This window comes from Bradyrhizobium sp. Kon10 (assembly GCF_055807395.1).
On the sequence record NZ_JBVVOZ010000011.1, the window covers coordinates 64,355 to 88,796 of the forward strand.

18 protein-coding genes are annotated in these 24,442 nt (G+C 65.5%); 11 read left to right on the top strand and 7 right to left on the bottom strand.

Annotated elements, in window-relative coordinates; all coding sequences use genetic code 11:
• Nucleotides 1–195 precede the first annotated feature (195 nt).
• The gene (locus AC0L2O_RS17270; RefSeq protein ID WP_369721493.1) at nt 196–462 is read left to right on the top strand and encodes a hypothetical protein; all 267 of its coding nucleotides are present in this window, start codon (nt 196–198) and stop codon (nt 460–462) included.
• A gap of 158 nt (nt 463–620) precedes the next feature.
• Here the strand turns inward: AC0L2O_RS17270 and AC0L2O_RS17275 are convergent, their stop codons facing one another.
• Both AC0L2O_RS17275 and AC0L2O_RS17280 read right to left on the bottom strand, forming a co-directional pair.
• A complete protein-coding gene (locus AC0L2O_RS17275; RefSeq protein ID WP_409192126.1) occupies nt 621–2,219 on the bottom strand; it encodes a hypothetical protein in 1,599 nt (532 codons plus the stop codon).
• A 36-nt stretch (nt 2,220–2,255) separates the two neighbouring features.
• Entirely contained in the window at nt 2,256–3,548 is a 1,293-nt protein-coding gene (locus tag AC0L2O_RS17280) for an adenylosuccinate synthase (RefSeq protein ID WP_369721492.1), read from the bottom strand.
• A gap of 367 nt (nt 3,549–3,915) precedes the next feature.
• Here AC0L2O_RS17280 and mgtA point away from each other — a divergent pair, with 367 nt between their 5' ends.
• The 4 genes from mgtA to AC0L2O_RS17300 all read left to right on the top strand — a co-directional run bounded on the left by mgtA (nt 3,916) and on the right by AC0L2O_RS17300 (nt 8,991).
• Nucleotides 3,916–6,435: a magnesium-translocating P-type ATPase gene (gene mgtA, locus AC0L2O_RS17285; RefSeq protein ID WP_473370542.1), complete on the top strand. Its 2,520-nt coding sequence runs from the start codon at nt 3,916–3,918 to the stop codon at nt 6,433–6,435.
• Between the two features lie 163 nt (nt 6,436–6,598).
• The gene (locus AC0L2O_RS17290; protein WP_473370543.1) at nt 6,599–7,531 is read left to right on the top strand and encodes a DMT family transporter; all 933 of its coding nucleotides are present in this window, start codon (nt 6,599–6,601) and stop codon (nt 7,529–7,531) included.
• A gap of 243 nt (nt 7,532–7,774) precedes the next feature.
• Nucleotides 7,775–8,305 carry a hypothetical protein gene (locus tag AC0L2O_RS17295; RefSeq protein WP_473370544.1) on the top strand — a complete coding sequence of 177 codons (531 nt, stop codon included), beginning with the start codon at nt 7,775–7,777 and terminating at the stop codon, nt 8,303–8,305.
• Between the two features lie 11 nt (nt 8,306–8,316).
• Nucleotides 8,317–8,991 (top strand): class I SAM-dependent methyltransferase, encoded by a 675-nt coding sequence (locus tag AC0L2O_RS17300; RefSeq protein WP_473370545.1) that lies wholly within the window; start codon nt 8,317–8,319, stop codon nt 8,989–8,991.
• A gap of 3 nt (nt 8,992–8,994) precedes the next feature.
• Here AC0L2O_RS17300 and AC0L2O_RS17305 read toward each other — a convergent pair whose 3' ends face one another.
• Both AC0L2O_RS17305 and AC0L2O_RS17310 read right to left on the bottom strand, forming a co-directional pair.
• Nucleotides 8,995–12,183 (bottom strand): AAA family ATPase, encoded by a 3,189-nt coding sequence (locus AC0L2O_RS17305; RefSeq protein WP_473370546.1) that lies wholly within the window; start codon nt 12,181–12,183, stop codon nt 8,995–8,997.
• Nucleotides 12,184–12,404: 221 nt separating this feature from the next.
• Complete coding sequence (locus tag AC0L2O_RS17310) at nt 12,405–12,794, bottom strand: DUF1330 domain-containing protein (RefSeq protein ID WP_473370547.1); 390 nt, start codon at nt 12,792–12,794, stop codon at nt 12,405–12,407.
• 105 nt (nt 12,795–12,899) lie between these two features.
• Here AC0L2O_RS17310 and AC0L2O_RS17315 point away from each other — a divergent pair, with 105 nt between their 5' ends.
• Nucleotides 12,900–13,835, top strand: coding sequence for a DMT family transporter (locus tag AC0L2O_RS17315; RefSeq protein WP_473370548.1), 936 nt, complete (start codon nt 12,900–12,902; stop codon nt 13,833–13,835).
• 98 nt (nt 13,836–13,933) lie between these two features.
• Nucleotides 13,934–14,911 carry a Bug family tripartite tricarboxylate transporter substrate binding protein gene (locus AC0L2O_RS17320; RefSeq protein WP_473370549.1) on the top strand — a complete coding sequence of 326 codons (978 nt, stop codon included), beginning with the start codon at nt 13,934–13,936 and terminating at the stop codon, nt 14,909–14,911.
• A 130-nt stretch (nt 14,912–15,041) separates the two neighbouring features.
• Here the strand turns inward: AC0L2O_RS17320 and AC0L2O_RS17325 are convergent, their stop codons facing one another.
• Nucleotides 15,042–16,727 (bottom strand): methyl-accepting chemotaxis protein, encoded by a 1,686-nt coding sequence (locus AC0L2O_RS17325; RefSeq protein WP_473370550.1) that lies wholly within the window; start codon nt 16,725–16,727, stop codon nt 15,042–15,044.
• A gap of 261 nt (nt 16,728–16,988) precedes the next feature.
• On the opposite strand from AC0L2O_RS17325, the gene AC0L2O_RS17330 reads away from it, so the two are divergent.
• The 4 genes from AC0L2O_RS17330 (at nt 16,989) to AC0L2O_RS17345 (ending at nt 21,440) form a co-directional block, all read left to right on the top strand.
• Nucleotides 16,989–18,032 (top strand): C-terminal binding protein, encoded by a 1,044-nt coding sequence (locus AC0L2O_RS17330; protein WP_473370551.1) that lies wholly within the window; start codon nt 16,989–16,991, stop codon nt 18,030–18,032.
• An 87-nt stretch (nt 18,033–18,119) separates the two neighbouring features.
• Nucleotides 18,120–19,463, top strand: coding sequence for an ABC transporter substrate-binding protein (locus AC0L2O_RS17335; protein WP_473370552.1), 1,344 nt, complete (start codon nt 18,120–18,122; stop codon nt 19,461–19,463).
• 131 nt (nt 19,464–19,594) lie between these two features.
• Nucleotides 19,595–20,551: a carbohydrate ABC transporter permease gene (locus tag AC0L2O_RS17340; protein WP_369721484.1), complete on the top strand. Its 957-nt coding sequence runs from the start codon at nt 19,595–19,597 to the stop codon at nt 20,549–20,551.
• Entirely contained in the window at nt 20,544–21,440 is an 897-nt protein-coding gene (locus AC0L2O_RS17345) for a carbohydrate ABC transporter permease (protein ID WP_369721483.1), read from the top strand. The genes AC0L2O_RS17340 and AC0L2O_RS17345 overlap by 8 nt, the downstream gene beginning before the upstream one ends.
• Before the next feature lie 401 nt (nt 21,441–21,841).
• On the opposite strand, the gene AC0L2O_RS17350 is transcribed toward AC0L2O_RS17345, so the two are convergent.
• Entirely contained in the window at nt 21,842–23,524 is a 1,683-nt protein-coding gene (locus AC0L2O_RS17350) for a mucoidy inhibitor MuiA family protein (RefSeq protein WP_473370553.1), read from the bottom strand.
• 199 nt (nt 23,525–23,723) lie between these two features.
• On the bottom strand, nt 23,724–24,344 hold the full coding sequence (locus tag AC0L2O_RS17355) for a response regulator transcription factor (RefSeq protein WP_473370554.1): 621 nt from the start codon (nt 24,342–24,344) through the stop codon (nt 23,724–23,726).
• Between the last annotated feature and the right edge of the window lie 98 nt (nt 24,345–24,442).

The window sequence follows — 24,442 nt, forward strand, 5'->3', positions numbered from 1 at the left end:
GCAGCCTCGTGACAATGGCGCATACTTCGCTCGGGCGGCGCAGCACTTTTCGATTCGAACATCATCCGAGATCGAGCACCACATGCGGGACTAGGCTCCTGGCGTGATGGCTGTGACATGCGGCAAAGCAAGCCGCGTGCGGCGCCCCAAAAATCAAGCGGCTCAGATCCGCGGCAAACTTGGGGACCTATCTACATGACACGCCAACAGATCATCGCCACGCTGTTCACCTTCGTCAGCGCTACTCTCGTCTTGCAGACCACGCCGAGCCTCGCCTTCTCGTCCGAAGCGCAGCAGATGTGCTCGGGCGATGCGATGCGGCTGTGCTCCCGTGAAATCCCGGATATCCCGCGGGTCACCGCATGCATGGTGCGGAACAAATCGCAGGTCAGCCCCGGCTGCCGCGCCGTGATGGAGCGCGAGCACTCGGCATCGCGCAAGCGCGAAGCGGCCGTGCAATAGACTGTCCTGAGCGTCATGGCCGGGCTTGTCCCGGCCATCGACGCCTCGCCCAAGACACAAGGTGGATGCCCGGGCCTTCGCCTCGCCGAAGCGGCTTCGGCCGCGCAGGCGGGACAGGCCCGCGCATGACGACCTTCTTCGGTGAGAAGAGAAGAGCTCTAGTCGCCCCACTGCGCGAAGGCGTCGTTGAAGGCGCGCTCGCCGGGGGCGCCCTTCTCGATGGCGATGATGGCGCGGCGCTGGTTGGCGTAGACCAGCGGCACGTCGAACCAGGAACGCTCCTTCAGGAGCTGGATATTGCGGCTGCGGTCGGCATCGACGTTGGAGAGGCCGACCAGGAAGAAGCCGTCGGTGACCTTGACCGCGAGGCCCGCGAGCGGCGTTCCGCGCGCCTGCTCGTTCGACTTCATCAGGATGCCCGGCACGTTGGAGACGCTGCCGCCCGGAAAATCCGGCGGCAGGACGAAGGTCAATTCCGCGGTATGGCTCGCCGGCAGCGAGGAGTCGGTGTTGCGGCGGAACGACATCGTCATCTTGAACTTGCGTTCGGGAATGTCGATGTCGGCGCGCACCGCGACGTCGGCCTTCTGGTTGCCGGACGCCTTGATCGGCTCGAGCCGCCACACCACCGAGCCGACATATTGCTTGCCCTTGGGATCGGACGGATCCTCGTCATAGAGCACGACCTTCTGCGCCACCGGCGCGACCGGCTGGTCGCTCGCCGAAGGCTGGCCGACGCGATCCGGGATCTTGGGCTTGCTCTGCGGCTGCGAAGTGTCCTTGGGCGCCTCCACCACCTGGGTCGGCGAGGACTTGAACAGACCGCTCGCGGTCTGGACCAATGACTTGCCCCAGAGAATGCCGGCGCCGACCAGGATCAGCACGATGCCGATGGCGATTGCGCTCTTGAACGGGAAGATCGAGCCGCGCTTGGCCTTCTTGGCATCGCGGCCGAGGACGGGGATGTGCGGGCGACCCGAGGACTGCCGCGGCGTATAGCGCTCCGCCTCCTCGACCGACTCGTCATAGGAATAAGGCGCGTCCGGCTCGGCCGCGCGATTTTCCAGGCTCGGCTCGAGCCGGTCGAATTCCGGCGAGGGCGAGGGCACGTTGGCGTAAGTGCGGCGCGCGGCGCGGCTGGCCTGCGCGGCGGCGCCGCCGAGATCATTGACGTCGGCGGTGATGTCGCGAAAGCCGCGCACGCCAGGGGCCGGCGGCGGCGGCGGTCCGGCATCCTGCGGGCGGCGCGGGGCAGAGCGATCACGCCCGGCCGGCGGTGGCTGCTCCGGCGGAGGCGGCTGGCGCGGCGCGTCGAAACGAGGAGCACGCGGCGGACGCTGGGCATCGCCCTGGTCGTCACCGCCGAGTGGCGGGCGGTCGTTGCGCGGCGGCGGCGGTGCGGGCTGACGCGCGCGCGGCGGAGCAGGCGGCTGAGAAGATGCAGGCGAGTTAGCCTCAGTGGCGCGGGCGCTGGCCCGGCGGAACGCATCGCCGCTGCCGCCGGGGCGGGCACCGCCGCCGGGACGCGAGGCCTCGCGGGCGCGCTGGGCGGCCTCCGACTCGACCTTGCGGACAGCCTCTTCCAGCGACAGCCGTTCGCGGGTGATCTCGGATTCGGAGAGCGGCGGCTGCACGCTGCGGAGCTGCGCGATCAGAGCCGTGCGCGCCCGCTCATAGAGCGCGCGACGGCTTTCGCCGGGAGCGTTGGGGTCCAGGGCGGAAATAGCGCGGGCGATCAGCGGATAGTAATCAGCCATTTGAACTCAACTAGCGCACGTCCCGGTAAGATATCGTTAAGCCTCAAACGGATTTTGCACCAGAATAGTATCCTCGCGTTCGGGGCTGGTGGAAAGCAGTGCGACCGGGCACCCCACCAATTCCTCGATCCGGCGGACATATTTGATGGCCTGGGCCGGCAGGTCGGCCCACGACCGGGCGTTCGCGGTCGGCTCCTTCCAGCCTTCGATGGTCTCGTAGATCGGCTCGACCCGGGCTTGCGCGCCCTCGCCGGCGGGAAAATGGTCGATCTCCTTGCCGTCGAGCTTGTAGCCGGTGCAGACCTCGATCGAATCGAAGCCGTCGAGAATGTCGAGCTTGGTCAGCGCCAGGCCATTGATGCCGCAGGTGCGGACCGCCTGGCGGACCAGCACGGCGTCGAACCAGCCGCAGCGGCGCGGCCGCCCGGTATTGGTGCCGAACTCGCGACCGCGCTCGCCGATCCTGCGGCCGGTCGCGTTGTCCTGCTCGGTCGGGAACGGGCCCTGGCCGACGCGGGTCGTATAGGCCTTGCACAGGCCGAGCACATAGCCGACCGCGCCGGGGCCGAGGCCCGAGCCGGTCGCCGCCTGCGCCGCCACCGTGTTGGACGAGGTGACGTAGGGATAGGTGCCGTGGTCGACGTCGAGCAGCGCGCCTTGCGCGCCCTCGAACAGCATGCGCTTGCCTTCGCGGCGCTTGATGTCGAGCAGCCGCCACACCGTCTCGGCATAGGGCAGCAGCTGCGGCGCGAGCGCGGTCAATTCCTTCAGAATGTCCTTGCCCTCGAACTCCGGCAGGTTGAGCCCGCGGCGCAATGCGTTGTGGTGCGCAAGCAGCCGGTCGATCTTGTGCGGCAGCGTGTCGAGATCGGCGAGGTCCATCAGGCGAATGGCGCGGCGGCCGACCTTGTCTTCGTAGGCGGGGCCGATGCCGCGGCGGGTGGTGCCGATCGCGGTCGCCGCGTTGGAAGACTCGCGCAGGGCATCGAGTTCACGGTGCAGCGGCAGGATCAGGGTGACGTTCTCGGCAATCCGCAGATTGTCCGGCGAGACCGCGACGCCCTGCGACCGCAGCTTGCCCACCTCGTCGAGGAAGGCCGCGGGATCGAACACCACGCCGTTGCCGATCACCGACAGCTTGTGCTCGCGCAGCACGCCCGAGGGCAGCAGCGCCAGCTTGTAGGTCTTGCCGTTGATGACCAGCGTATGGCCGGCGTTATGACCGCCCTGGAAGCGGACCACGATATCCGCCTGCTCCGACAACCAGTCGACGATCTTGCCCTTTCCCTCGTCGCCCCACTGGGCGCCGACGACGACAACATTGGCCATTCGCGGGTAATCCCTCTGCAGAATTTTAGATGCGCCCAGCCCAAGTCACGGCCTAGGCCGCTCGCACGCGAGGCAGCTCAACCGGATAAAGGAAGCGGCCTCTCTAGGCAAGCAAGAACGGGGCTTTTTCGGGGCCCAACGCGCGATCCAAGCCCTTGATTTAGCCTAAAAATCCGTCTTGCCCGGCCGGCTCTACAACCTTAGGCCCGGATGCGGCCGTCAACCACTTCGATGATGCGGTCGCAGCGCCGCGCCAGGTCCATATCGCTCCCGGACCGCCGGCATTCCAAATTGCTTTAGGTCAATAGGTGACGATGAATTCAGGGCCATCTGCCGCGACACGACGCCTTGGAACCGGGAGCTTCGCTTGCTGGAGAAACCAACCCGCACCGACGCCGGTTTCTGGCGTCTGTCCGCCCTTGACCTTTGCAGCCGGCTGGGCTGCGAGCTCACGGGGTTGTCTGCAGCGCAAGCGGCCGAACGCCTCGACCGCTTCGGGCCGAACAGCGACGCAGCGCCGCGGATCGAGGGGGCGGCGCACGCGATCCTGCGCCGGCTGCTGGAGCCGCTGTCGCTGATCCTGCTGGTTGCGGGCGTCGTCTCGATGCTCACCGGCGACGGGATCGGCGGGCTCATCATCGTCTTGATCCTGACGCTCTCGATCGGGCTCGACACCATTCAGGAAGGCCACGCCGTGCGGGCCGCGGACATCCTCCGCCGCTCGGTGGCGCTGAAGGCCGAGGTCAAGCGGGACGGTGCGTTCGGCCAGATCGATGTCGAGCAGGTCGCGCCCGGCGATATTCTGCGCGTTCGCGCCGGCGACATCATCCCGGCCGATGCGCTCATCCTGGAGAGCACAGCGTTCACCGCCGGCGAGGCGGCGCTCACCGGCGAGCCTTACCCGGTGCAGAAGCGCGCGGGGCCATGCGCCGATCCCGACGACACGTCGAATGCGCTGTTTCGCGGCGCGGTGGCGCAGACCGGCGAGGCGATCGCGCTCGTGGTCTACACCGGGCGCAACACGGTATTCGGGGCGGCAGCATCCGCATTGGCCGAAGCCCAGACGCGCTCGCCCTTCGAGCGCGACCTGCGCGAATTCGGCCTCGTGATCGCACGCGCCACGCTGGCACTGGTGCTGGTCGTGCTCACCGTGCGCGTGGTGTTCGGCCGCCCGGTGATGGACTCGCTGCTGTTTGCCGTCGCTCTCGCGGTCGGGCTGACCCCGGAGTTGTTGCCGATGATCACCACGGTGACGCTGTCGCGCGGCGCATTGCGGATGGCCGGCCGCAAGGTGATCGTCAAGCGCCTCGCCGCAATCCACGACCTCGGCGCCATGACCGTCCTGTGCACCGACAAGACGGGCACGCTGACCTCGGCCGAGATCACGCTGGCCAGGAGCCTCGATGCCGATGGCAAGGACGATGCCCGCGCCGCGCGTCTCGGTGCCATCGCCGCAGCTCTCGGCGGCGATCGCGGGTCGCTCGATGCTGCGCTGGCTGCAAGCCAGCCGGATGCCGCGCAAGGCTGGATCCTTGCCGGCCGGCAGGCGTTCGATTTTTCGCGCCGGCTCGGATCGGTGCTCGCGACCGGTCCCGAACAAGACGCGTTGCTGATCGTCAAGGGCGCACCGGAGACGGTGCTGGAATTGTGCACGACGCAGCGCGGCGGCGCGATCGACGAGGACGCGCGAACTGCCGCGATGGCGCGCGTGCATCAGCTCGCGATGGAGGGCCTGCGCTGCGTCGCCGTCGCCTCGCGTCCCTGGAACGGCGCAACACGCGAGGTCGAGACCGAGGACGAGACCGGTCTCGTGTTCGAGGGCCTGTGCGCTTTCGCCGACCCGCCGAAGCCGACCGCGGCGGCCGCCATCGCCCGGCTTGCGGCGGCCGGCATCCGCCTGAAGATCCTCTCCGGCGACGATCCCCTGGTGGTGAAGCGGCTCGCCGGCCTCGTCGGGCTCAACGCCGGGCGCGTGCTGTCGGGCGCCGACATCGCCGAGCTCAGCGACGAGGCGCTGGCGGTGCAGGTGCGCTCCGCCGACGCGTTCGGCCGGCTCGCGCCGGACCAGAAATCGCGCATCGTCAAGGCGCTGCAGGCCGGCGGCGAGGTGGTCGGCTTCCTCGGCGACGGCATCAACGACGCACCCGCGCTGAAAGCCTCCGATATCGGCCTGTCGGTGGAAGGCGCGACCGGCGTGGCCCAGGCCGCGGCAGACATGATTCTGCTGGCCTCCGACCTCGAAGTCGTCGCCGACGGCGTCGAAGAGGGCCGGCGCACCTTCGCGAACATCATGAAATATGTCCGCATGGGCGCGAGCTCGAATTTCGGCAACATGCTGTCGATGGCGATCGCCTCGATGGCGCTACCGTTCCTCCCGATGTTGCCGACACAGATTCTGCTCAACAATCTGCTCTACGATCTGTCCGAGCTCGGCATTCCCTTCGACCAGGTCTCGCGTGCCGCAACCGCGCAGCCGCAGGTGTGGAGCATGAGGCGGCTGGTGCGTTTCGCCGGGATCATGGGCCCGCTGTCCTCGGTGTTCGATTTCCTGACCTTCGGTGCGCTGATCATGTTGTTTCACGCATCGCCGGAGGAATTCCGCAGCGCCTGGTTCATCGAATCGATGGCGACGCAGATCCTGGTGATCTTCATCATCCGCACCAATGGACGGCCCTGGCAGAATTGGCCCGATCCGGTGCTGTCGATCTCCTCGCTGATCGCCCTCGTGGTGGCGATGGTCCTGCCGTTCACGCCGTTGGGCTCATGGTTCGGCTTCGTCGCACCGCCTCCGCTCATGATGACCGGCATCGCGGCGCTGGTCGTGATCTATCTCGTCTGCGCCGAGTTGTTGAAGCCGTTTGCGATCAGCGCAGGACGGAAAGCCTGAGCGAGGTTCCCGCCGCATCGCTCCCGGCGCATGGAGCCGATGCGCCTCGCGCCATTGATATCCGGCGCGTTTCCGTGTTTTTGAACGTGCCGGGTCTCGACCGGCCCGGACATCGCCGGGCCGAAGGCCTCGGCGCACGCCACGCAGGGGCCATAACAATAAAATGTCCGCCACTGGCCAGACCACGAGCGCCGACCAGCCCGGCCACAACTGGATCGCCAATCAGCCCTATCTGCTGCTCTCGATCACAGCGCTGTGCTGGGCCGGCAATGCCGTTGTCGGGCGGCTCGCCGCCGGTCACATCCCGCCGGTGACGCTGTCGTTCCTGCGCTGGGCCTTCGCGTTTCTGCTGGTGCTGCCGTTCGCCTGGAAGCACCTCGCAAAGGACTGGCCCGCGATCCGCGAGAAGCTCGGCCTGATGATGGTGCTGTCGATCACCGGCATCGGCGCCTTCAACACCCTGCAATATTGGGCGCTGGAGCATACCCAGGCGCTCAACACGCTGCTGTTGCAATCGGCTGCGCCGCTGGTGGTGGCGCTGTGGTCGCTGGTCATCCTCGGCGTCCGGCTCACCGCAGCGCAGGCGTTCGGCGTGCTGCTCTCGATGTGCGGCGTGCTGATCATCCTGCTGCACGGCGATTTCACCACGCTCTCCAACATCGACTTCAACAAGGGCGACCTGATCTTCCTGGTCGCGCTCATCATCTTCGCGCTGTATTCGGTGCTGACCTTGAAGCGGCCGCCGATGCACGGCCTGTCGTTCCTCGCCTTCACCTTCGGCGCGGGCGCGGCCTGCCTGATTCCGCTGGAGATCTGGGAATTGTCCGCGCGCCCCGTGATGAAGCTCGACGGGCCGAACCTCCTGACGTTGTTTTACGTCGCCCTCTTCCCTTCGACGCTCGCCTATCTCTGCTTCAACCGCGGCGTCCGCCTGATCGGCGCCAACCGCGCCGCGCCGTTCTTCCACGTCGTGCCGGTGTTCGGCGCCATCATGGCGATGAGCTTCCTCGGCGAACGCCCGCAAGCCTTCCACTTCATCGGCTTCGCGCTGGTGCTGTCGGGAGTGTTCGTCGCGTCCAGGAAGCAGACGAGCTAGATCCTTCCTTCTCCCCTGTGGGAGAAGGTGGCGCGAAGCGCCGGATGAGGGGTTGTCTCCGCGCATTCAAACAAGCCCCTCAGGCCAACGGAATGGCGCATCGGCGCGCATTGCAACCCTGTGGGGCAGCCCGCCAGGATTGATTGCTCCGCTTCCTTGCAATTTGGCCGAGACCAAGGTTCAATGTCTCCATTGCTGGCTTCCCGATCCAATAACCCAACTGTGATTGTCAGGGAGAGTGGTATGGGCGCGTTTATGGCCGAGGACGATATCTATATCGGTCCGCTTTTCGAGCTGTTCAATCTGAGGTTCGGTCCCGAGCAGAAAGACGTTGAGCTCGATGCCGGGGGCGTGTCCGAGATCAAGGCCCTGCAGGACCAATTCGAGATCCTGCAAGAAGGGCGGCCGTTCGTCGAAAGCGCAAAGCTCCTTGGACTGGGCGGCCTGCACAACAACCGCGCGAAGAACCGATGGTTCAGGGTGCTGACTTGGCTGGCCAAGGTCCCGTCGGACCAGGACGGCGAAACCGGCGATCAGCGAATTGTAAATGCGCTGATCAAGAACTTTGCGCGCAAGCCGTCGCCGCTGCCTTGCTTCATGAAGGCGCATGACGTCCGCGATCCCGGTGGCTATGGCCTGAAGGTTGTCGTTCGCGAGGATAAGCCGGTCTTCTACATCGACCGAACATACCTCACGATCTCGCTGCCGATGGCGCCCAACGTCCCGTCCAAAGGCACGGGTAAGGGGAAGCGCAAGAAGAAGTCGAAGAAATAGGGCGGGGCCCGATGCGCACCGCCTTGGTCGCAAAGGAGATTGCCTCTCCGGGCACCGGAGACCTGACCGGGATCTACGCCGGCATCGTCGCCTATTATTCGGCGAAGATCGCACGTTTTGGCACGACACCGCCCGGCGTCGACTGGACCTGCCAGGCCACGCAGGAAATGCGCTTCGTCCAGCTCCTGAAATTGTGCGACTTCGCATCGCCGTTCTCGCTGAACGATCTCGGTTGCGGCTACGGCGCGCTGGTCGCTTATCTCGATCGCCGACACCACGACTGCGCGGTGGACTACCTCGGCATTGACGTGTCGGAGGCGATGGTTCGGCGAGCGCGGCGAATGTGGCGGGAGCACAGCGGCGCCGCCTTCGCCGTCGGCCATGCCAGTCCCCGCACGGCCGACTATGCGGTTGCAAGCGGCATTTTCAACGTCGCGCAGGATCAGCCGCGGCACGACTGGGAGCGCTTTATCGCGGCAAGCCTGGATGACCTCCATCGCAGCACCAGGCGAGGCTTCGCCGTCAATTTCATGAAGCGATCGGCAGGCACGCCCGCCCGCCACGGCCTCTACACCACCGACACCGCGTTCTGGGCGCGCTACTGCGCCACCCGGTTCAATGCCGCAGCCGAGGTACTTGAGGGCTATGGATTGATGGAGTTCACGCTCATCGTGCGGCGAGTCTAGCCGTCACGCGCCAACCGACAGGTGCCGTCGCCTCTCCTCCAGCAACCGCCGGTAGATGCCCGCCCCAGTCAGTTCGATCAGGGCCTCGGCGCGGCCGACGAGGCGAGCCACCTCGCCGAGGTCGTCCGGGCTGTTGTTCGCCGCAAGCGCGGCGGCGAGCGTGATGGTGGCGCGGCATTCCGGCAGCCGGGCGTGCCGTTCCTGCGCCACCGCAATCGCTTCCCGCGCCTTGTCGAGGGCCGCAGCACGGGCGCCGGAATGAAGCTGATAATCGGCAATGCTCGCAAGCATCTCCGGTTCGATTTCCATGGCGACGCGCGCCGCGCGCACGAACTCGACGCCTTCCGTCAACGACAGGATCGCCGCCTGATAGTTCTGGGCGATGCCCTGCGCCGTTCCGATACAGGCCAGCGAATAGGCGCGCAAATACGGACTGGCCTGACGCGTCGCCAGTTCGACTACGCGCCAGGCATGGGTCGAGGCCATCGCGGAATCGCCGAGGCACCAGGCGAGATCGACATGGCCGAGATGGGCGATGAACTGCACTGTCGGATCGATCAGAGTCGGATCGATAGCGAGTATGCGATCGAAGCACCGACGCGCCTCGTCGAAACGCGCAAGACGAACGAGAATTCGGCCGCGCAAGCCAAGGATCCAGTGCTCGACATTGTAGCCGAGGAACTGGTGCTCGAACTCGGTGATGCCGGGAACGCCGGCGAGCGCCGCGTCACTCGCCGCCAGAGCTTCGCGCAAAAGGCCGGCCCAGCCATAGGCCTGGCTGAGCGAAGCGTTGAGCGTCGCAGCGCGGCTGGTGAGTTGGCGCGATTCTGTCAGCGCCAGCGCCTCCCTAACGGTGTTGACGTAGGCATCGGCCTGCCCTCCGCTCGCACCCGCAATCCGTCCTTCGACGAACAGCAGGAGCGGGATCATGGAATCGTCGATCTCCTGCGCCCATTCCAACGCTTCCTGGATGAAGGGCTTTGCATCCTCCGACGTCATTCCCTCGCGCCAGCCTAGCCAAGCGATCTGGCTACTGGCCGCGATCCTGAGCACATCGCCGGCCGGGCTGCGCTTCTGTGCCGCCTTCAGCGAGCGCACCTTGTGCCAATGCCGAATCGCTTCTGCCGGACTGGTCGAGCCGATCCAGCGCGCCGCGCGCGCGGCGTACTCGGCGGCCGCATCGACCTCGCCCGCCTGCTCGAAATGGTGCGACAAGAGCGCCGCAAACTCCTCGAGCCGCTCAGGATAAAACTGCTCGATTGCCCGCGCGACCCGCGCGTGCAGGAGGCTGCGCCGCGCGCGGAGTTGAGTCGAATAGGCGATCTCCTGGATCAGGGGATGACGGAAGCTATAGCCGCCATCCTTGCCGCTGCGCGCCTGGAGCATCTCGCCGGAAACGAGCCGGACCAGAGCCGCCTCGAGTTCAGCGGCAGACAGGCTGGCGACGCTCTGTAGGACAGCGAGCTGAAACTCCTTGCCGATGATCGCCGCCGTGTGCAGGAGGTCGCGATCACCGGGCGCCAGCCGATCGATGCGCGCGCCGATCACGGCCTGCACGGTCGGCGGCAGCACGTCCGAGACGCCGGAGATGCCGCGCCGGTAACCGCCCTGCTCGCCGACGATGGCCAGATGCTCTACCAGGGAACGGATCAGCTCCTCGGCAAAGAACGGATTACCGCCGCTGCGCTCGGCGACGCGCCGCCGCACGTCGAGAAGCTCGTCCTCCGGCCCGAGCAGCTCGTTGACGAGATCGTCCGTATCGGTCGGCGAGAGCTCGGCGAGCTCGATCTGCTGGTACAGCGGCCCGCGCATCCAAGGCGCGAAATAGGCTGGCCGGAAATTCACGATCAGGACCGTCTTGGTGGAGATCACCGCGTCGACGAGCGTTGCGACGAACTCCTCGCTGGCCTGGTCGAGCCAATGCAGATCCTCGATGATGATCACCGACGCCGTCGCGCCGCGCTGTCGAATCATGTGCCGGACTATGTCCAGCAAACGAACGTTGCGGGCGCGCGGACCGAGCCAGGAAGGTGGGCCCTGGCCGTGTCTGATGCCGAGGAAATCGCAGACCAGCCAGAGGTCCGCCTCGAAGGTCGAGCCGAGCTCGGCTAGACGCGTGGCGATCTGCTTCACCGCGACGTCAGGGTCATCGTCCGGCGAGACGTTGAAATAGGTCGAGCGCAAGAACTCCAGCACCGGCTGCAGCGGCGTTGCCGTGCCGTAGGGCTGTGCGCGGGCCTCGAACACCGGAATGTGACGCGCGCGGCACCATTCTGCGAACTCGTAGCAGAGCCGGCTCTTGCCGGTCCCGGGCGGGCCGACGATGCCAGTGACACGCGAGCCGCCGGTCTCCACCGCCGCCAGCGTCCGCTGCAGCAGAGCCATCTCCCGCTCGCGGCCGCGGAACGTCGCCAAGGCGACGCCGCGGAATTGCTGGCTGGCGACCGCCGGCTTGAGGTTCTTGAGAAGATACAGTTCGATTGGCTCCGGCACGCCGCGCAAGCGATGACGGCCGAGTGGGCCGACGTCGCAGAACGAGCGCACCAGGCGGTAGGTCTCCTCTGTCAGGCAAATCTCGTCTGGCTCCGCCTTGGCCGGCAGGCGGCTTGCAAGGTGAATGGTGAGCCCATAAGCGCCGTGCTCGGTGACAGTGTCGACGAGCGGAGCATCGGCGACGATCTCGCCAGAATGCAGGCCGATGCGTACCAACATGCCGTCGTCGCGCGTACGAAACGTGTCACGGATCGCCAGCGCCGCCTCGCACGCCAGCAGGGCGTGGCCTTCCTGCGCGCGCGGCGCGCCGAAGAAGGCGAGGATGCCGTCGCCGAGAGTTCGCACCACTGTGCCCTCGAAGCGCTCCACGCCCTCGCACATCCCATCGAGGGCGGGCTTGAGACGTTGCATGGCATCTTCGGCGGTAAGGCCGGCAACGATCTCGGTCGAGCTGACGAGGTCGGCAAACAGCACCGTGACCTGCTTCAGCTCGCCCCGAATGGGCCTCGGGGCGGAGCCCACCGCCGCGGGGATTGGCCTTGTCGCAGCGCTCAGGGCCGCGCCGCAGGCCCCGCAAAAACCCGAGCCGGGCGGGCTGAGATGATTGCAGGCGGAACAGGCCACCGGCAGAGCCGCGCCGCAGCCGTGACAGAAGCAATTCGTCGCCGGATTATCCCCGCCGCAACGCTCACACAGCATCTGATCCCCAACGAAGCAATAATCGACCAGGAGGAAGCAGCACCGCAACGCCTCACGGCGGGCATGCAATGCCCGACATCCGCGCTCAGGGCCAAAGGCACCATCTTTGGCACCCCCACGCAATCGAATAGTTCACATTTAGCGGGCAGCTGCGTTGAAGCTACGCCGAAAAGTTGCAAATTGTGACTAAACACGCGCTTCTGGTCGGAAGCCCGGCTGCATCAGCGCGCGCTGAATTTACTGTACGCTTCGCTCGTCGCGATGATCACATGCTCGGCGCAGGCGTTAACGCGATGCGGATCGGCCTCTCGCTCGTAGGCTTCCGAGGTCATCATGTCGAGGAACGCCGCGACCGTCGGATAGGAAACCAGCGCGACAAAATCCCATTCGTTGCCATCGTGCGGACCGAGCGCGACCGCTTTCGTCTCGCCGGTCCAGAGCAGCGTCCCGCCGCGCGCCTTGATCATCGGCACAGTGATCGCGCTGTAGCGCAGATAGGCGTCCCAGCCGGAACCGTCACCGTCGCGCGAGCGTGCGTGGAAGCGCATCAGGTTCAGCATCACCACCGGCGCGCTCGAATCGAGCCGCTCGAGGCCTTCAACGTTCAACATATTAACCGCCAATGACGCCTCCTCGGGTCAAGCTTGCATTGTAGCCTTGCGGCGGCGTGACTTGTGTCACAACGGCGATCCGGCGCAAGGTCGCACCCAACGCCAATGACGATCGCTTCGCCCGCGCCACCCGCCACGAATCCGGCCGGCTGGCTCAATAACCAGCCTTATCTGCTGTTGAGCCTGAGCTCGCTGTTCTGGGCCGGCAATATCGTGCTCGCGCGTCATGTCGGCGCGCATGTGCCGCCGCTGACGGTGACCACGATCCGCTGGTTCGGCGTGTTCCTGATCCTGCTGCCGTTCTCATGGCCGCATCTGAAGCGCGACTGGCCGGCGTTGCGCAACAGCCTGCCGCTGATGCTGTTCCTGTCGCTGGTCGGCTTCGCCTTCAACAACGCGATCTCGTACTGGGCCCTCCAATATACCGAGGCACTGAATGCCCTGCTGATCCAGTCGGCCGGGCCCCTGTTCGTGGCGTTGTGGTCGCTGGCGCTGTTCGGCGTGCGGCTGACCCGCGCGCAATTTGCCGGCATCGCGATCTCGCTTCTCGGCGTGCTGATCATCATCCTGCGCGGCGATCTTGCGGCGCTCGCGAGCATCAGCTTGAACCGGGGCGACATCATGTTCGCCTCCTCGCTGGTGGCGTTCGGGATCTACTCCGCCTTCATCCCGCGCCGGCCGAAGGTTCACCAGCTCTCCTTTCTCTCCTTCACCACCTGCTGTGGCGCGATGATGCTGTTGCCGACGGCGATCTGGGAGGCCTGGAGCGGCAGCGTGCTGCAATTCGATACGGTGACGCTGGCTACGCTCGGCTACATCCTGATCTTCCCCTCGACGCTCGCCTACCTCTTCTTCAACCGCGGCGTGGCGCTGATCGGGCCGAACCGTGCCGCGCCCTTTTTCCATCTGGTGCCGGTGTTCGGCTCCGCGATGGCGATCCTGCTGCTCGGCGAAAGGCTGCAGCCGTTTCACCTGATCGGCTACGCGCTGGTGCTCGCCGGCGTCGTGATCGCGTCGCGACAGGGCTCCGCGGCGAAGTAATTCCGCGGAATCGTGGCGGAGCGACAAAGTCGCGCCTTCCGGTTTCAACGACGAGACGCTAGGTTCCCCGCCAACGAAAAAAGAGGGAACGCCCAAACATGCCGTCGTCACTAATCAGAGCCTTGCGCGCCGCGGGCGCGGCCATGCTGTGTCTCGCCATAGTATCCACCGCGCGAGCCGACAATTGGCCCAGCCGCAATATCACGCTGGTGCTGCCATTCGCGGCCGGCAGCGGCACCGACACCACGACACGGTTGATCTCGCAGCATTTGTCGCAGGCGCTCGGCGTCGGCATCGTCATCGAGAACAAGGCGGGCGCCAACGGCATGATCGCGGCGACCTATGTCGCGCGCTCCGCACCCGATGGCTACACCCTGCTGGTGACCACCAACACCACGCATTCCGCCAATCCCTATCTGCTCAAGAGCCTGACCTACGATCCGGTGAGGGATTTCACGCCGATCGCGCGCACCGGCGACCTGCCTTTCATGCTGGTGGTCCACCCGGACGTGCCGGCCAAGACGGTCGGCGAGCTCGTCGCCTATGGCAAGGCCAATCCGGGCAAGCTGAGCTATGCCTCCGGCTCGTCCTCGGCGATCGTGTCGGGCGCGACCTTCGCGCATAATGCCGGGCTCGATCTGCTGCATGTGCCCTACAAGAGCTCGCCGCCGGCGCTCAACGACGTCATGGGCGGGCGCGTCTCGATGATGTTCGTCGACATCCTGACCGGCCTGCCGCACGTCAACGGCAACGCGCTGCGCGCGCTCGCGGTCACGACCAGGGAGCGCTCGCCGCTGGTGCCGAATCTCCCCTCGATGCAGGAGGCCGGCGTGCGGGACTTCGACATCTCGTCATGGCAAGGTTACTTCGGCCCGGCCGGCCTGCCCAGGGAGATCGTGACGCGGCTCAACGCCGAGATCCGGAAGATCGTCGAGAAGCCGGAGATCAAGGCCCAGCTCGCGACGCTCGGCATGGACGCATTCTCGGGCACGCCGGAACAGCTCGGCACGTTCGTGAATGAGCAGCTCGTGCTGTGGGAGAAGCTGATCACGAACGCGGGGATCGAGAAGCAGTAGGAGAAGCCACAGTCTCGTAGGGTGGGCAAAGCGAAGCGTGCCCACGGTCGATCTTCACGCACTCAAAAGAAAAAGGTGGGCACGACGCTTTCGCGTCTTTGCCCACCCTACGAATTCAGCGTGCCTGTACTTACGCCGCACGCATCTTGGCAAGGAAGCTGTCGACGGCGCTGCGCAGCGCGCCGGACTGGGTGTCCAGCTCGCGGGCGTTGGTGAGCACGTCGGTGGCGGCGCTGCCGGTCGCTTCCGCGGCCGAGGTGACGCCGCCGATATGGGTGTTGATCTCGCTCGAACCGGCGGCAACCGACTGGATGTTGCGGGCGATCTCGCGGGTGGCCTCGCCCTGCTGCTCGATCGACGCGGAAATGCCAGCGGTGATCTCGCTCATCTCGGCAATGGTCTGGGTGATGCCGCCAATCGCCGCGACCGCATCGCTGGTCGAGGTCTGCATCGCCGCCACCTGAGCGGAGATCTCTTCGGTCGCCTTGGCGGTCTGGTTGGCCAGCGCCTTGACCTCGGAGGCGACGACGGCGAAGCCGCGGCCGGATTCACCGGCACGCGCCGCTTCGATGGTGGCGTTGAGCGCGAGCAGATTGGTCTGTGCCGCGATCGAATGAATGAGCTTGACCACCTCGCCGATCTTCTCGGCGCCGGTGGAGAGCTCCTGCACCGTGGCGTTGGTGCGCTCGGCGTCGTTGACGGCGCGGCTCGCCACTTCGGTCGAGCGCGTCACCTGGCGCGAGATTTCCGCAACCGAGCTCGACAGCTCCTCGGCGGCGGCTGCGACCGTCCCGACATTGCCCGACGCCCTCTGCGAGGCCGCGCCGACGGTGGCCGCCCGCGACGAGGCGTCGCTGGCGGTCGCGGTCATCGACTGCGCCGTGCTTTGCATGCCGGCCGCGGCCGAAGAGACCGAACGGACGATGCCGTTGACGCTGCGCTCGAAGTCGCTGGCGATGCCTTCCATCGCGCTGCGGCGTTCCGCCGCGGCGCGCTCCTTGGCTTCCGCTTCGGTGTTCTCGATGCCGCGAATGCGGACCGCGTTGTCCTTGAAGATCTGCACTGTCGCGGCCATCGCGCCGACCTCGTCACCGCGGCCGACGCCGGGGATGTCGCCATCGAGCTTGCCGTCGGCGAGATCCTTCATGCGGGCGCCGAGCAGCGCCAGCGGACGGCTGATGCTGCGGCCGAGCAGCCAGGCGACGCTGCCGGCGACGATGACGATGGCGAGCATCGCAAGACCGAGCAGCCAATAGACCGGGCCCATCTTGGCGTCGATGTCGTCGAGATAGGCGCCGGTGCCGAGATACATGTCGAAGCCGGGGACCGCGACCGCGTAGCCGAGCTTGCGGATCGGCTTCTCCTGACCGGGTTTCACATATTCATAGTACAGCAGGATCGAGCCGTTGGCCTTGACCCCTTCCATCAGCTCGACCGACAGCTTCCGGCCGTTGGTCACGACATCCATGCGGTTGCTGCCGACCTGCTTCGGATCGGGCGCAAGCTGCGTGATGCCGTCATAGGACGTGCCGAACAGATAGCCCGCCCCGTTGTCGTAGGTCATCGCATTGCCGTAGCGACGAATTTCGGCCATCGCCGCCTCCTTCGTCATCTCGCCAGCATCGACGCGCTTCTTCAGCGCCGCGGCATAATTGCGCCCCAACTCCACGATCGCCTTGGCCTGATCGATGCGCGCGTTCACCATCTCCTGCTTCATCAGGTAGCCGGCAAGAACCCCGGAAATGCACAGCCCAAACAAGGTCACGCCGACAAGGATGCCAAGCTTGGGGGCGATCTTCAGATTGCTCAACTTCACGATGTGGCTCCGGGGGCAAAGGGATGCGGGGGCGCAAGCGAATCGATCGAATTTGAATCAGCTTGTAGTGTGGGACCCCTTAGCAAGTTCCTTACACGCCCCTCCGTACAACCCCCGACCTGCCGGGAAACCGGGCAAATAATCGTCGCCCCTGACAACTGTGAATTGTACGCACTCGCCCCGATTCCGCGTAAAAGACGCAAAGGCCCGCCGCAGCTGCGAGTCATAACAAGAACCGACAAACCAAATCGGGAGCAGAAAATGCCGAAATACAGGGTGGTGACGCCGAAGGGCGCGAGCTTCACGGTCGCGGGCAGCGACTATTCCTACGAGCGCGAGGCGCTCGATCCGATCGATGCCGAGATCGTCGAGGCGCCCGCGAGCGAGGCCGAGTTCATCGCCGCAGCCAGGACCGCCGACGCCATCTATGCCAAGGCCATCCCGATCACCAAGACCATCATCGACGCGCTGGAGAATTGCAAAGTCATCACGCTCGGCTCGGTCGGCGTCGACAGCGTGGACATCAAGGCCGCCACCGCCCGCGGCATTCCCGTCACCAACATCCCGGACACCTTTATCGAGGAAGTCGCCGACCACGCCATGATGCTGCTGCTCGCCGGCTTTCGCCGACTGGTCGAGCAGGACAAGATGGTGCGCAGCGGGCGCTGGGCGGAGGGCCGGCCGGCGCTGCTGAAGATTCCGCGGCTGATGGGCCAGACGCTCGGCTTCATCTCGTTCGGCCGCGTCGCGCGTGCGGTGGCCAAGCGCGCCGCTCCCTTCGGCCTGCGCATGATGGCCTACGATCCCTTCATCCAGGAAACGCTGATGTACGACCACGGCGTGATGCCGGCGACGCTGAACGAGGTGCTGTCGCAGTCCGACTTCGTGTCGATGCACGCGCCCGCCCGGCCCGAGGTGCATCACATGCTGACCGAGAAGCATTTTCGGCAGATGAAGAAGGGCTCGGTCTTCATCAACACCGGCCGCGGCGCCACCGTGGACGAGGAGAGCCTGATCAAGGCGCTGCAAGAGGGCTGGATCGCGCATGCCGCGCTCGACGTGCTGGAGAAGGAACCGCCCTCGCACAACAATCCCATCCTCGGCATGGAGAACGTCACCCTGACCGCCCACGTCGCCTCGGCCTCGGCACGGTTCGACGAGGCGCGCAAGCGCCGGGTGGGCTACGAATTGTCACTGGTGCTTCAGGGCATGTGGCCGGTAAGCTGCGTCAATCCGTCGGTGCTGCAAGACACCGCGCTCCGCCGCTGGCAGCCCGTCAGCATGGACCGCGGCCCGAACAGCTAAGGCGGCCGGCGCAAGGCGCGCCGGAGGACGGAACGGCCCTTCACCGGCGATCAACGCCGGGAAGGGAGACATCATAGGGAGGAACTGATGAGGAACGACATCACACGTCGTGATGCCTTGGCTCTGGGCGTGTCCGCTGCAGCGGTGGCTGCCACTGGTGTTGCAACGCACGCTCAATCCGCGATCAAGGCCGCCGACGTCCCGGCCCCGAAACTGCCGATCGAGAAAGGCGCAACGCTGCGCATGCTGCGGCCGGTGCGCTTCGTCCAGGCCGACGAGGACGTATTCCGCGCCAATGCCGCGAAATTCACCAAGGATACCGGCGTCGAGGTCAAGGTCGACTTCGTCGGCTGGGAGGACATCAACCAGCAGACCGCGGTGACCGCTAATTCCGGCGCCGGCCCCGACATCATCATCGGCTTCTCCGACGCGCCGCACATCTACATCGACAAGCTGATCGAGCTGACCGACGTGGCCGATTATCTCGGCAAGCGCTATGGCGGCTGGCTGCCGCTGGCGCAGCGCTACGGCAAGAAGAACAAGAGCAACAGCTGGATCGGACTGCCGTTCGGCGCCAGCGGCGGGCCCCTGATCTACCGCAAATCGATCCTGCAATCGGTCGGTTTCGACAAGGTGCCGGAGGACCATGCCGGAATCCTCGACCTCTGCCAAAAGCTTCAGAAGGCCGGCAAGCCCGCCGGCTTCGCGCTCGGCAACGCCAAGGGCGACGGCAACGGCTTCGCGAATTGGGCGCTGTGGTCGCATAACGCCGCCCTGCTCGATGAAGACGGCAACCTCACCATCAACAGCAAGGAGACCATCGCCGCGCTGAACTGGGTCAAGCAGTTGTATCCGACCTTCATCGCCGGCACGACCTCGTGGAACGACGTCAGCAACAACCGCGCCTATGCCGCGCAGGACATCGCGCTGACCTCCAATGGCGTCTCGCTGTATTTCTCGCTGAAGAACGATCCGGCGACCAAGGCGATCGCCGACGATAGCGAGCATCAGCTGCTGCCGAAGGGCGTCGCCAAGATATCTCCGATGGCGGGGCTGACGCTCAACGCCATGGTGTTCAAGCACAGTCAGTATCCGAACGCCGCAAAGGCCTTCCTGCAATACATGCTGGAAAAGGACCAGTACGAGCCGTGGCTCAACGCCAACTCGGGCTATTGGGCCCAGCCGCTGGCGGCCTATGCCGAGGCCAAGGTCTGGGGCGAAGATCCCAAGGTCAAGATCTTCAAGGACACGATGAACAGCACCTATTATGACGGCTACGCGGGTCCGATCTCGACGGCGACCGGTGCCGTCAGCGCCGACTACGTGCTGATTCAGATGTTCGCGTCCGTTGCGACAGGCACTGCCACGCCGGAGGCCGCCGCCGCGGAGGCCGAGCAGCGCTGCAAGCGGTATTTCAGGCGGCAGAAGTAAAACGGAGCGGCCGTCATTGCGAGCGAAGCGAAGCAATCCAGTCCACCCCCGCGGCCAGAGCCTGGATTGCTTCGTCGCTTCGCTCCTCGCAATGACGGTGTGGTGACAGTCTAGAACAGGACAACGCCCTGATGTCCGTAACCACACTTTCTTCCCCCGCGCTGGCCCAGCGGCAGCCAAGCTGGCTCGTGCGCCTGTTCGACTACAAGCCGTTCCTGATCACGATGTGCCTCGCGCCTGCGATCGGGCTGCTTGCGGTCTTTCTGACCTATCCACTCGGTCTCGGCATCTGGCTCGCCTTCACGGACACAACGATCGGCCGGCGCGGTGAGTTCGTCGGCCTCGAGAATTTCCAGTATCTGCTCACCGATCCGCTGTGGTGGAACGCGGTGTTCTACAGCGTGGTCTACACGGGCATCGCGACGTTCGGAAAGTTCGCGCTCGGCTTCTGGCTCGCGCTGCTGCTCAACAACCATTTTCCATTCAAGAGCGTGCTGCGTGCGATCATCCTGCTACCCTGGATCGTGCCGACGGTGCTCTCCGCGCTGGCGTTCTGGTGGATCTACGATCCGCAATTCTCGATCATCTCCTATCTGCTGGTCGACGTGCTGCATTGGCGGACGACCAACGTCGACTTTCTCGGCTCGCCCTGGCCAGCGCGGTTTTCGCTGATCGCCGCCAACATCTGGCGCGGCATTCCGTTCGTGGCGATCTCGCTGCTGGCGGGCCTGCAGACGATCTCGCCCTCGCTCTACGAGGCCGCGATGCTCGACGGCGCCACCGCCTGGCAGCGCTTCCGCTACATCACATTCCCAATGATGATGCCGATCCTCGCCATCGTCATGACCTTCTCGATCATCTTCACCTTCACCGACTTCCAGCTCGTCTACGCCATCACCCGTGGCGGCCCCGGCAACTCGACCCATCTGCTCGCGACGTTGGCCTTTCAGCGCGGCATTTCCGGCGGCGAGCTCGGCGAGGGTGCTGCGATCGCGGTATCGATGATCCCGTTTCTGATCTTCGCGACACTGTTCTCCTATTTCGGCCTGGCGCGCCGCAAATGGCAGCAGGGAGAGGCCAATGACTGACACCGTCGCGCAACCGGCCGCGGTCGCCAGCACGCCGCCCGACACCATGGCCTGGGATTCCGGGCTACGACGGCTGATGATGATCTATCTGCCGCTCGCCTGCTTCGTGCTGATCCTGCTGTTCCCGTTCTACTGGATGGCGATCACGTCGTTCAAGCCGAACGCGGAGCTGATGAACTTCAAGGAACATAATCCGTTCTGGATCACCTCGCCGACGCTCGCCCATATCAAGCACCTGCTGTTCGACACTTCCTATCCGCGCTGGCTGTGGACGACGATGCTGGTCGCGATCGGCTCGACCACGCTGTCGCTGATCGCAAGCACGCTCGCGGCCTACGCCATCGAGCGCCTGCGCTTCCGCGGCAGCGGCTATGTCGGGCTCGGCATTTACCTGGCCTATCTGGTGCCGCCGTCGATCCTGTTCATTCCACTCGCCACCGTCGTGGTGCAGTTCGGCCTGTTCGACTCACCGCTGGCGCTGATCCTGGTCTATCCGACCTTCCTGGTGCCGTTCTGCACCTGGCTGCTGATCGGCTATTTCAAGTCGATCCCCTACGAGCTGGAGGAATGCGCCTTGGTCGACGGCGCCACGCGGCTCCAGATCCTGCGGCGGATCACGCTGCCGCTGGCGGTGCCCGGCCTGATCTCGGCCGGCATCTTCTCCTTCACGCTGTCCTGGAACGAGTTCATCTACGCGCTCGCCTTCATCCAGAGCGGCGCCAACAAGACCGTGCCGGTCGCGATCCTGACCGAGCTCGTCACCGGCGACGTCTACCAGTGGGGCGCGTTGATGGCCGGCTCGCTGCTCGGTTCGCTGCCGGTTGCGATCTTCTATTCGCTGTTCGTGGATTACTACGTGTCGTCGCTCACCGGCGCGGTCAAGGAATAACCTCCACTCTCTCCTCTCCCTCTCCCCGTTCTTACGGGGCCGCGACGAGCTTCGCTCGCGCTGAGAGGGTTGGGGTGAGGGGCTGCTTCAACGATGACGGTGAGAGATGGACTCGCGGAGAGTCCCCCTCACCCGGCGCTTCGCGCTCTCCCCCGCATGCGGCAGGGTCATTGCATTTGGAATTTGGGCGGTCTGAGCGCACACCTCGTCCTTCGAGACGACCGCTTCGCGGTCTCCTCAGGATGAGGCTAAGCGGCATCGGAGCCCGTTGAAATTGCTGCCGCACACTCGGTCCTCATCCTGAGGGCCCGCCAAAGGCGGGCGTCTCGAAGGATGGCCACAGAGAAATCGGCTCCACATGCGATTGCCCTGCCGCAAGCGGGGCGAGGTGAAGACCCCGCTTAGCCGGCCGGCACGATCACCATGGTCTTGTCCTTGGGCCAGCGGACGCGCCAGGCGAAATTGATGTCCTTGACCTCGCCGGGCTTGGCGTCGAACGACCACTCCAGCACGCCGCGCTTGTCGCGGATATTGCTCGCCGTCGGCGGCGTGGTGGAAGGCAGCATCTCGACAAGGATGTCCTCGTTCTCGCTGACCGGCAACTGGTCCTCGATCGCGACATGAATCGGGAAATCATGGCCGTTGCGGATCGTCGTCTTGAAGGAACGCTCGTCGGTCTTCGAGGTCGTGACGAGCAAGCCGGCCGAACCTTCGTTGCGCTTGAGCACGGCGCGTTCGATTCTGACCTTGTCGTCGGCGCCGAAGCCGAGCCGCACGATATCGTCCTTGGCCGACGCCGAGATCTTGCCGCGGCCGACGAAGACGCCGTCGCGATAAATCGCGACCTTACCCGGCAGCAGCGTCGTGTCGTCGGTCTGCTTGAAGCTGGCTTCGAGGAACGCGGTCGGGTCCATTACGGGAGCTGCGCGCACCATGAGATCGGCAGGCACGGTCATCGACGCGATGCGCAAGGCCTTGGCGCCCTGGGCGGCACCGAGGCTGACGCGGCCGGAGATCTTGAAGGTGGCCTGGAAGTCACCGATTTCGGCGACGGCCTGCTGCTCGTCGGCGCGCTGGTCTAGGTTGACCTCTTCCCGGGACCTGCTCTGATACGCGGATTCCACCTTTCGCTGCATCGGAGCCGCAGGCGTCGCCGTCTCGGAGATTGACCCCAGCACCCGTGGCTTCGGCACTTGCGGATATTGCGCCACCAGCGAGTTCAGCTCCGGGGCGCTGCCGCCACGGCCGATGCGAACCGTAGAGACGCCGAGCGTCACATTTGACCAATCCTCGCCGGTCGATTGCGTGACCTCCGCGCGGCGGACAAGCTCAAGCTGCGGCTTGCGGTCCTTGGCGCCGGTGTCGAGCCGGGCGTCATAGAGCGGCATCCAGCGCGCATTGCGCACCGCATAGGTCACGCGCAGTGTCGCCTTGGTCGCCGCCGCGGAGGCAACGTCGATCCGCACCTCGAGCTTGCTCGGCGGCTTGGCCGAGCGTTCGGTTTCGAGCTGCGCGATCTGCCGATCGATCTCGCGCTGCTTTCGTGTGGCGTCGCGGATCGCGGTGTCGGCGGTCGCGATCTCCTCGGCCACCGCGGCAAAGGCCGCGCGCCATTCGGTGATCGGCCGCGCCTCGCCCTTGTCGCCCAGGCCCGCGGGAGAGGCCTCGGCGAAATGCTGCGCGAATTTGCGCCGCGCGGCGGCCGAATCGATCGCGCCTTGCAGATCGGCGCGCTGATCCTTCAGCTCTTCGATGCGCTTGTCGAGCTCGGGCAGATTGACGGGCTGCGCCGCGCGCGGCGGCCGCGCATCGATCGTGCCGATGGTGAGCTTGGCGCCCGCTTCGCCTTCGACGCGGAGGGACGACGGATCGAGCGAGAGCGGAAAATCCCTGGCGACCAGCGTGCTGTCACCGGCGGCAAGATCCAGCGCAATGATTCGGGTCACGGTCGCGCCATCAGGGTAGACAGTGACCGTGTCGATGGCCGATGTGGCATCGACATCGGCAGCCCATGACGGCAACGCGAACGCGGTGGTCACCAGGACCAGGCTCGTCGTTGCCAGACAATTTGTGATCGTGCGCATCAAATTCCTCCGTGCCGATATCGCCGCGCCGCCAGCCGGACGCGCGAAACACGCCTCACCATCGTGGTGAGACGCGGCGGGGAAGGAACCGGTTCGATTGGGGTTTCGGTTGGGCGGGGCTGCGGCGGCACCAAGGCTGCGGAACGCGTGGTCGTCCCGCGGCGGAGCCTCTGGAAGTCGCGCCCTTAGAAGCCGCGCCTCAAACCTGTGAGGGCGAACCCTGGACGAAGATGCGGCGGAGCAGATCGGTCACATTGCGGGCGCCGGCCTTCTTCAGGACACTGGCGCGATAACCCTCGACCGTGCGCGCGCTCAGATGCATCCGTCGCGCGATCTCCTTGTTGGTCAGGCCAGCAGCGAGATGTTCGAGCACGTCACCTTCGCGCCGGGTCAGCGGCTCGCAGCCGGCAAGCCAGCGATGCCGGTACTCATCGGGCTGGGCGAACTCGTCGATCGCAGCGTCAATCCGGTCGACGATGTCATGGGTACGGAACGGCTTTTCGATGAAGTCGGTCGCGCCGCTCTTGATGGCGTCGACGGCCATCGCGATGCTGCCGTTGGCCGAGGTCACCAGGACCGGCGCCAGGCAGTTTTCCTCGCGCAGCTGCTTGAGCAGGTCGAGAGCGGAGCGATCGGGCGGCATGTCCAGCAGCACGCAGGCCGGCATCCGCGCCTTTGCTTCCGACAGCAGCGATGCGCTGTCGGCAAAGCAGATCACGTCATAGGCGCTGTGTTGAAGCGCGATTGAAAGTTGTTCGCGGGAGGCGGCGTCAGTGTCAACGACGAATACCTCACCCTTGGAAAGCATGTTTCCCGGCATAAATTTATCCAGCAATGTCTTGGTCAAAATGGCCCGAGACGGAAGCGGGCCTCGTCGCCCAGCCGCGCCGTCATCAGCACGGCATTCACGCCCGTGCT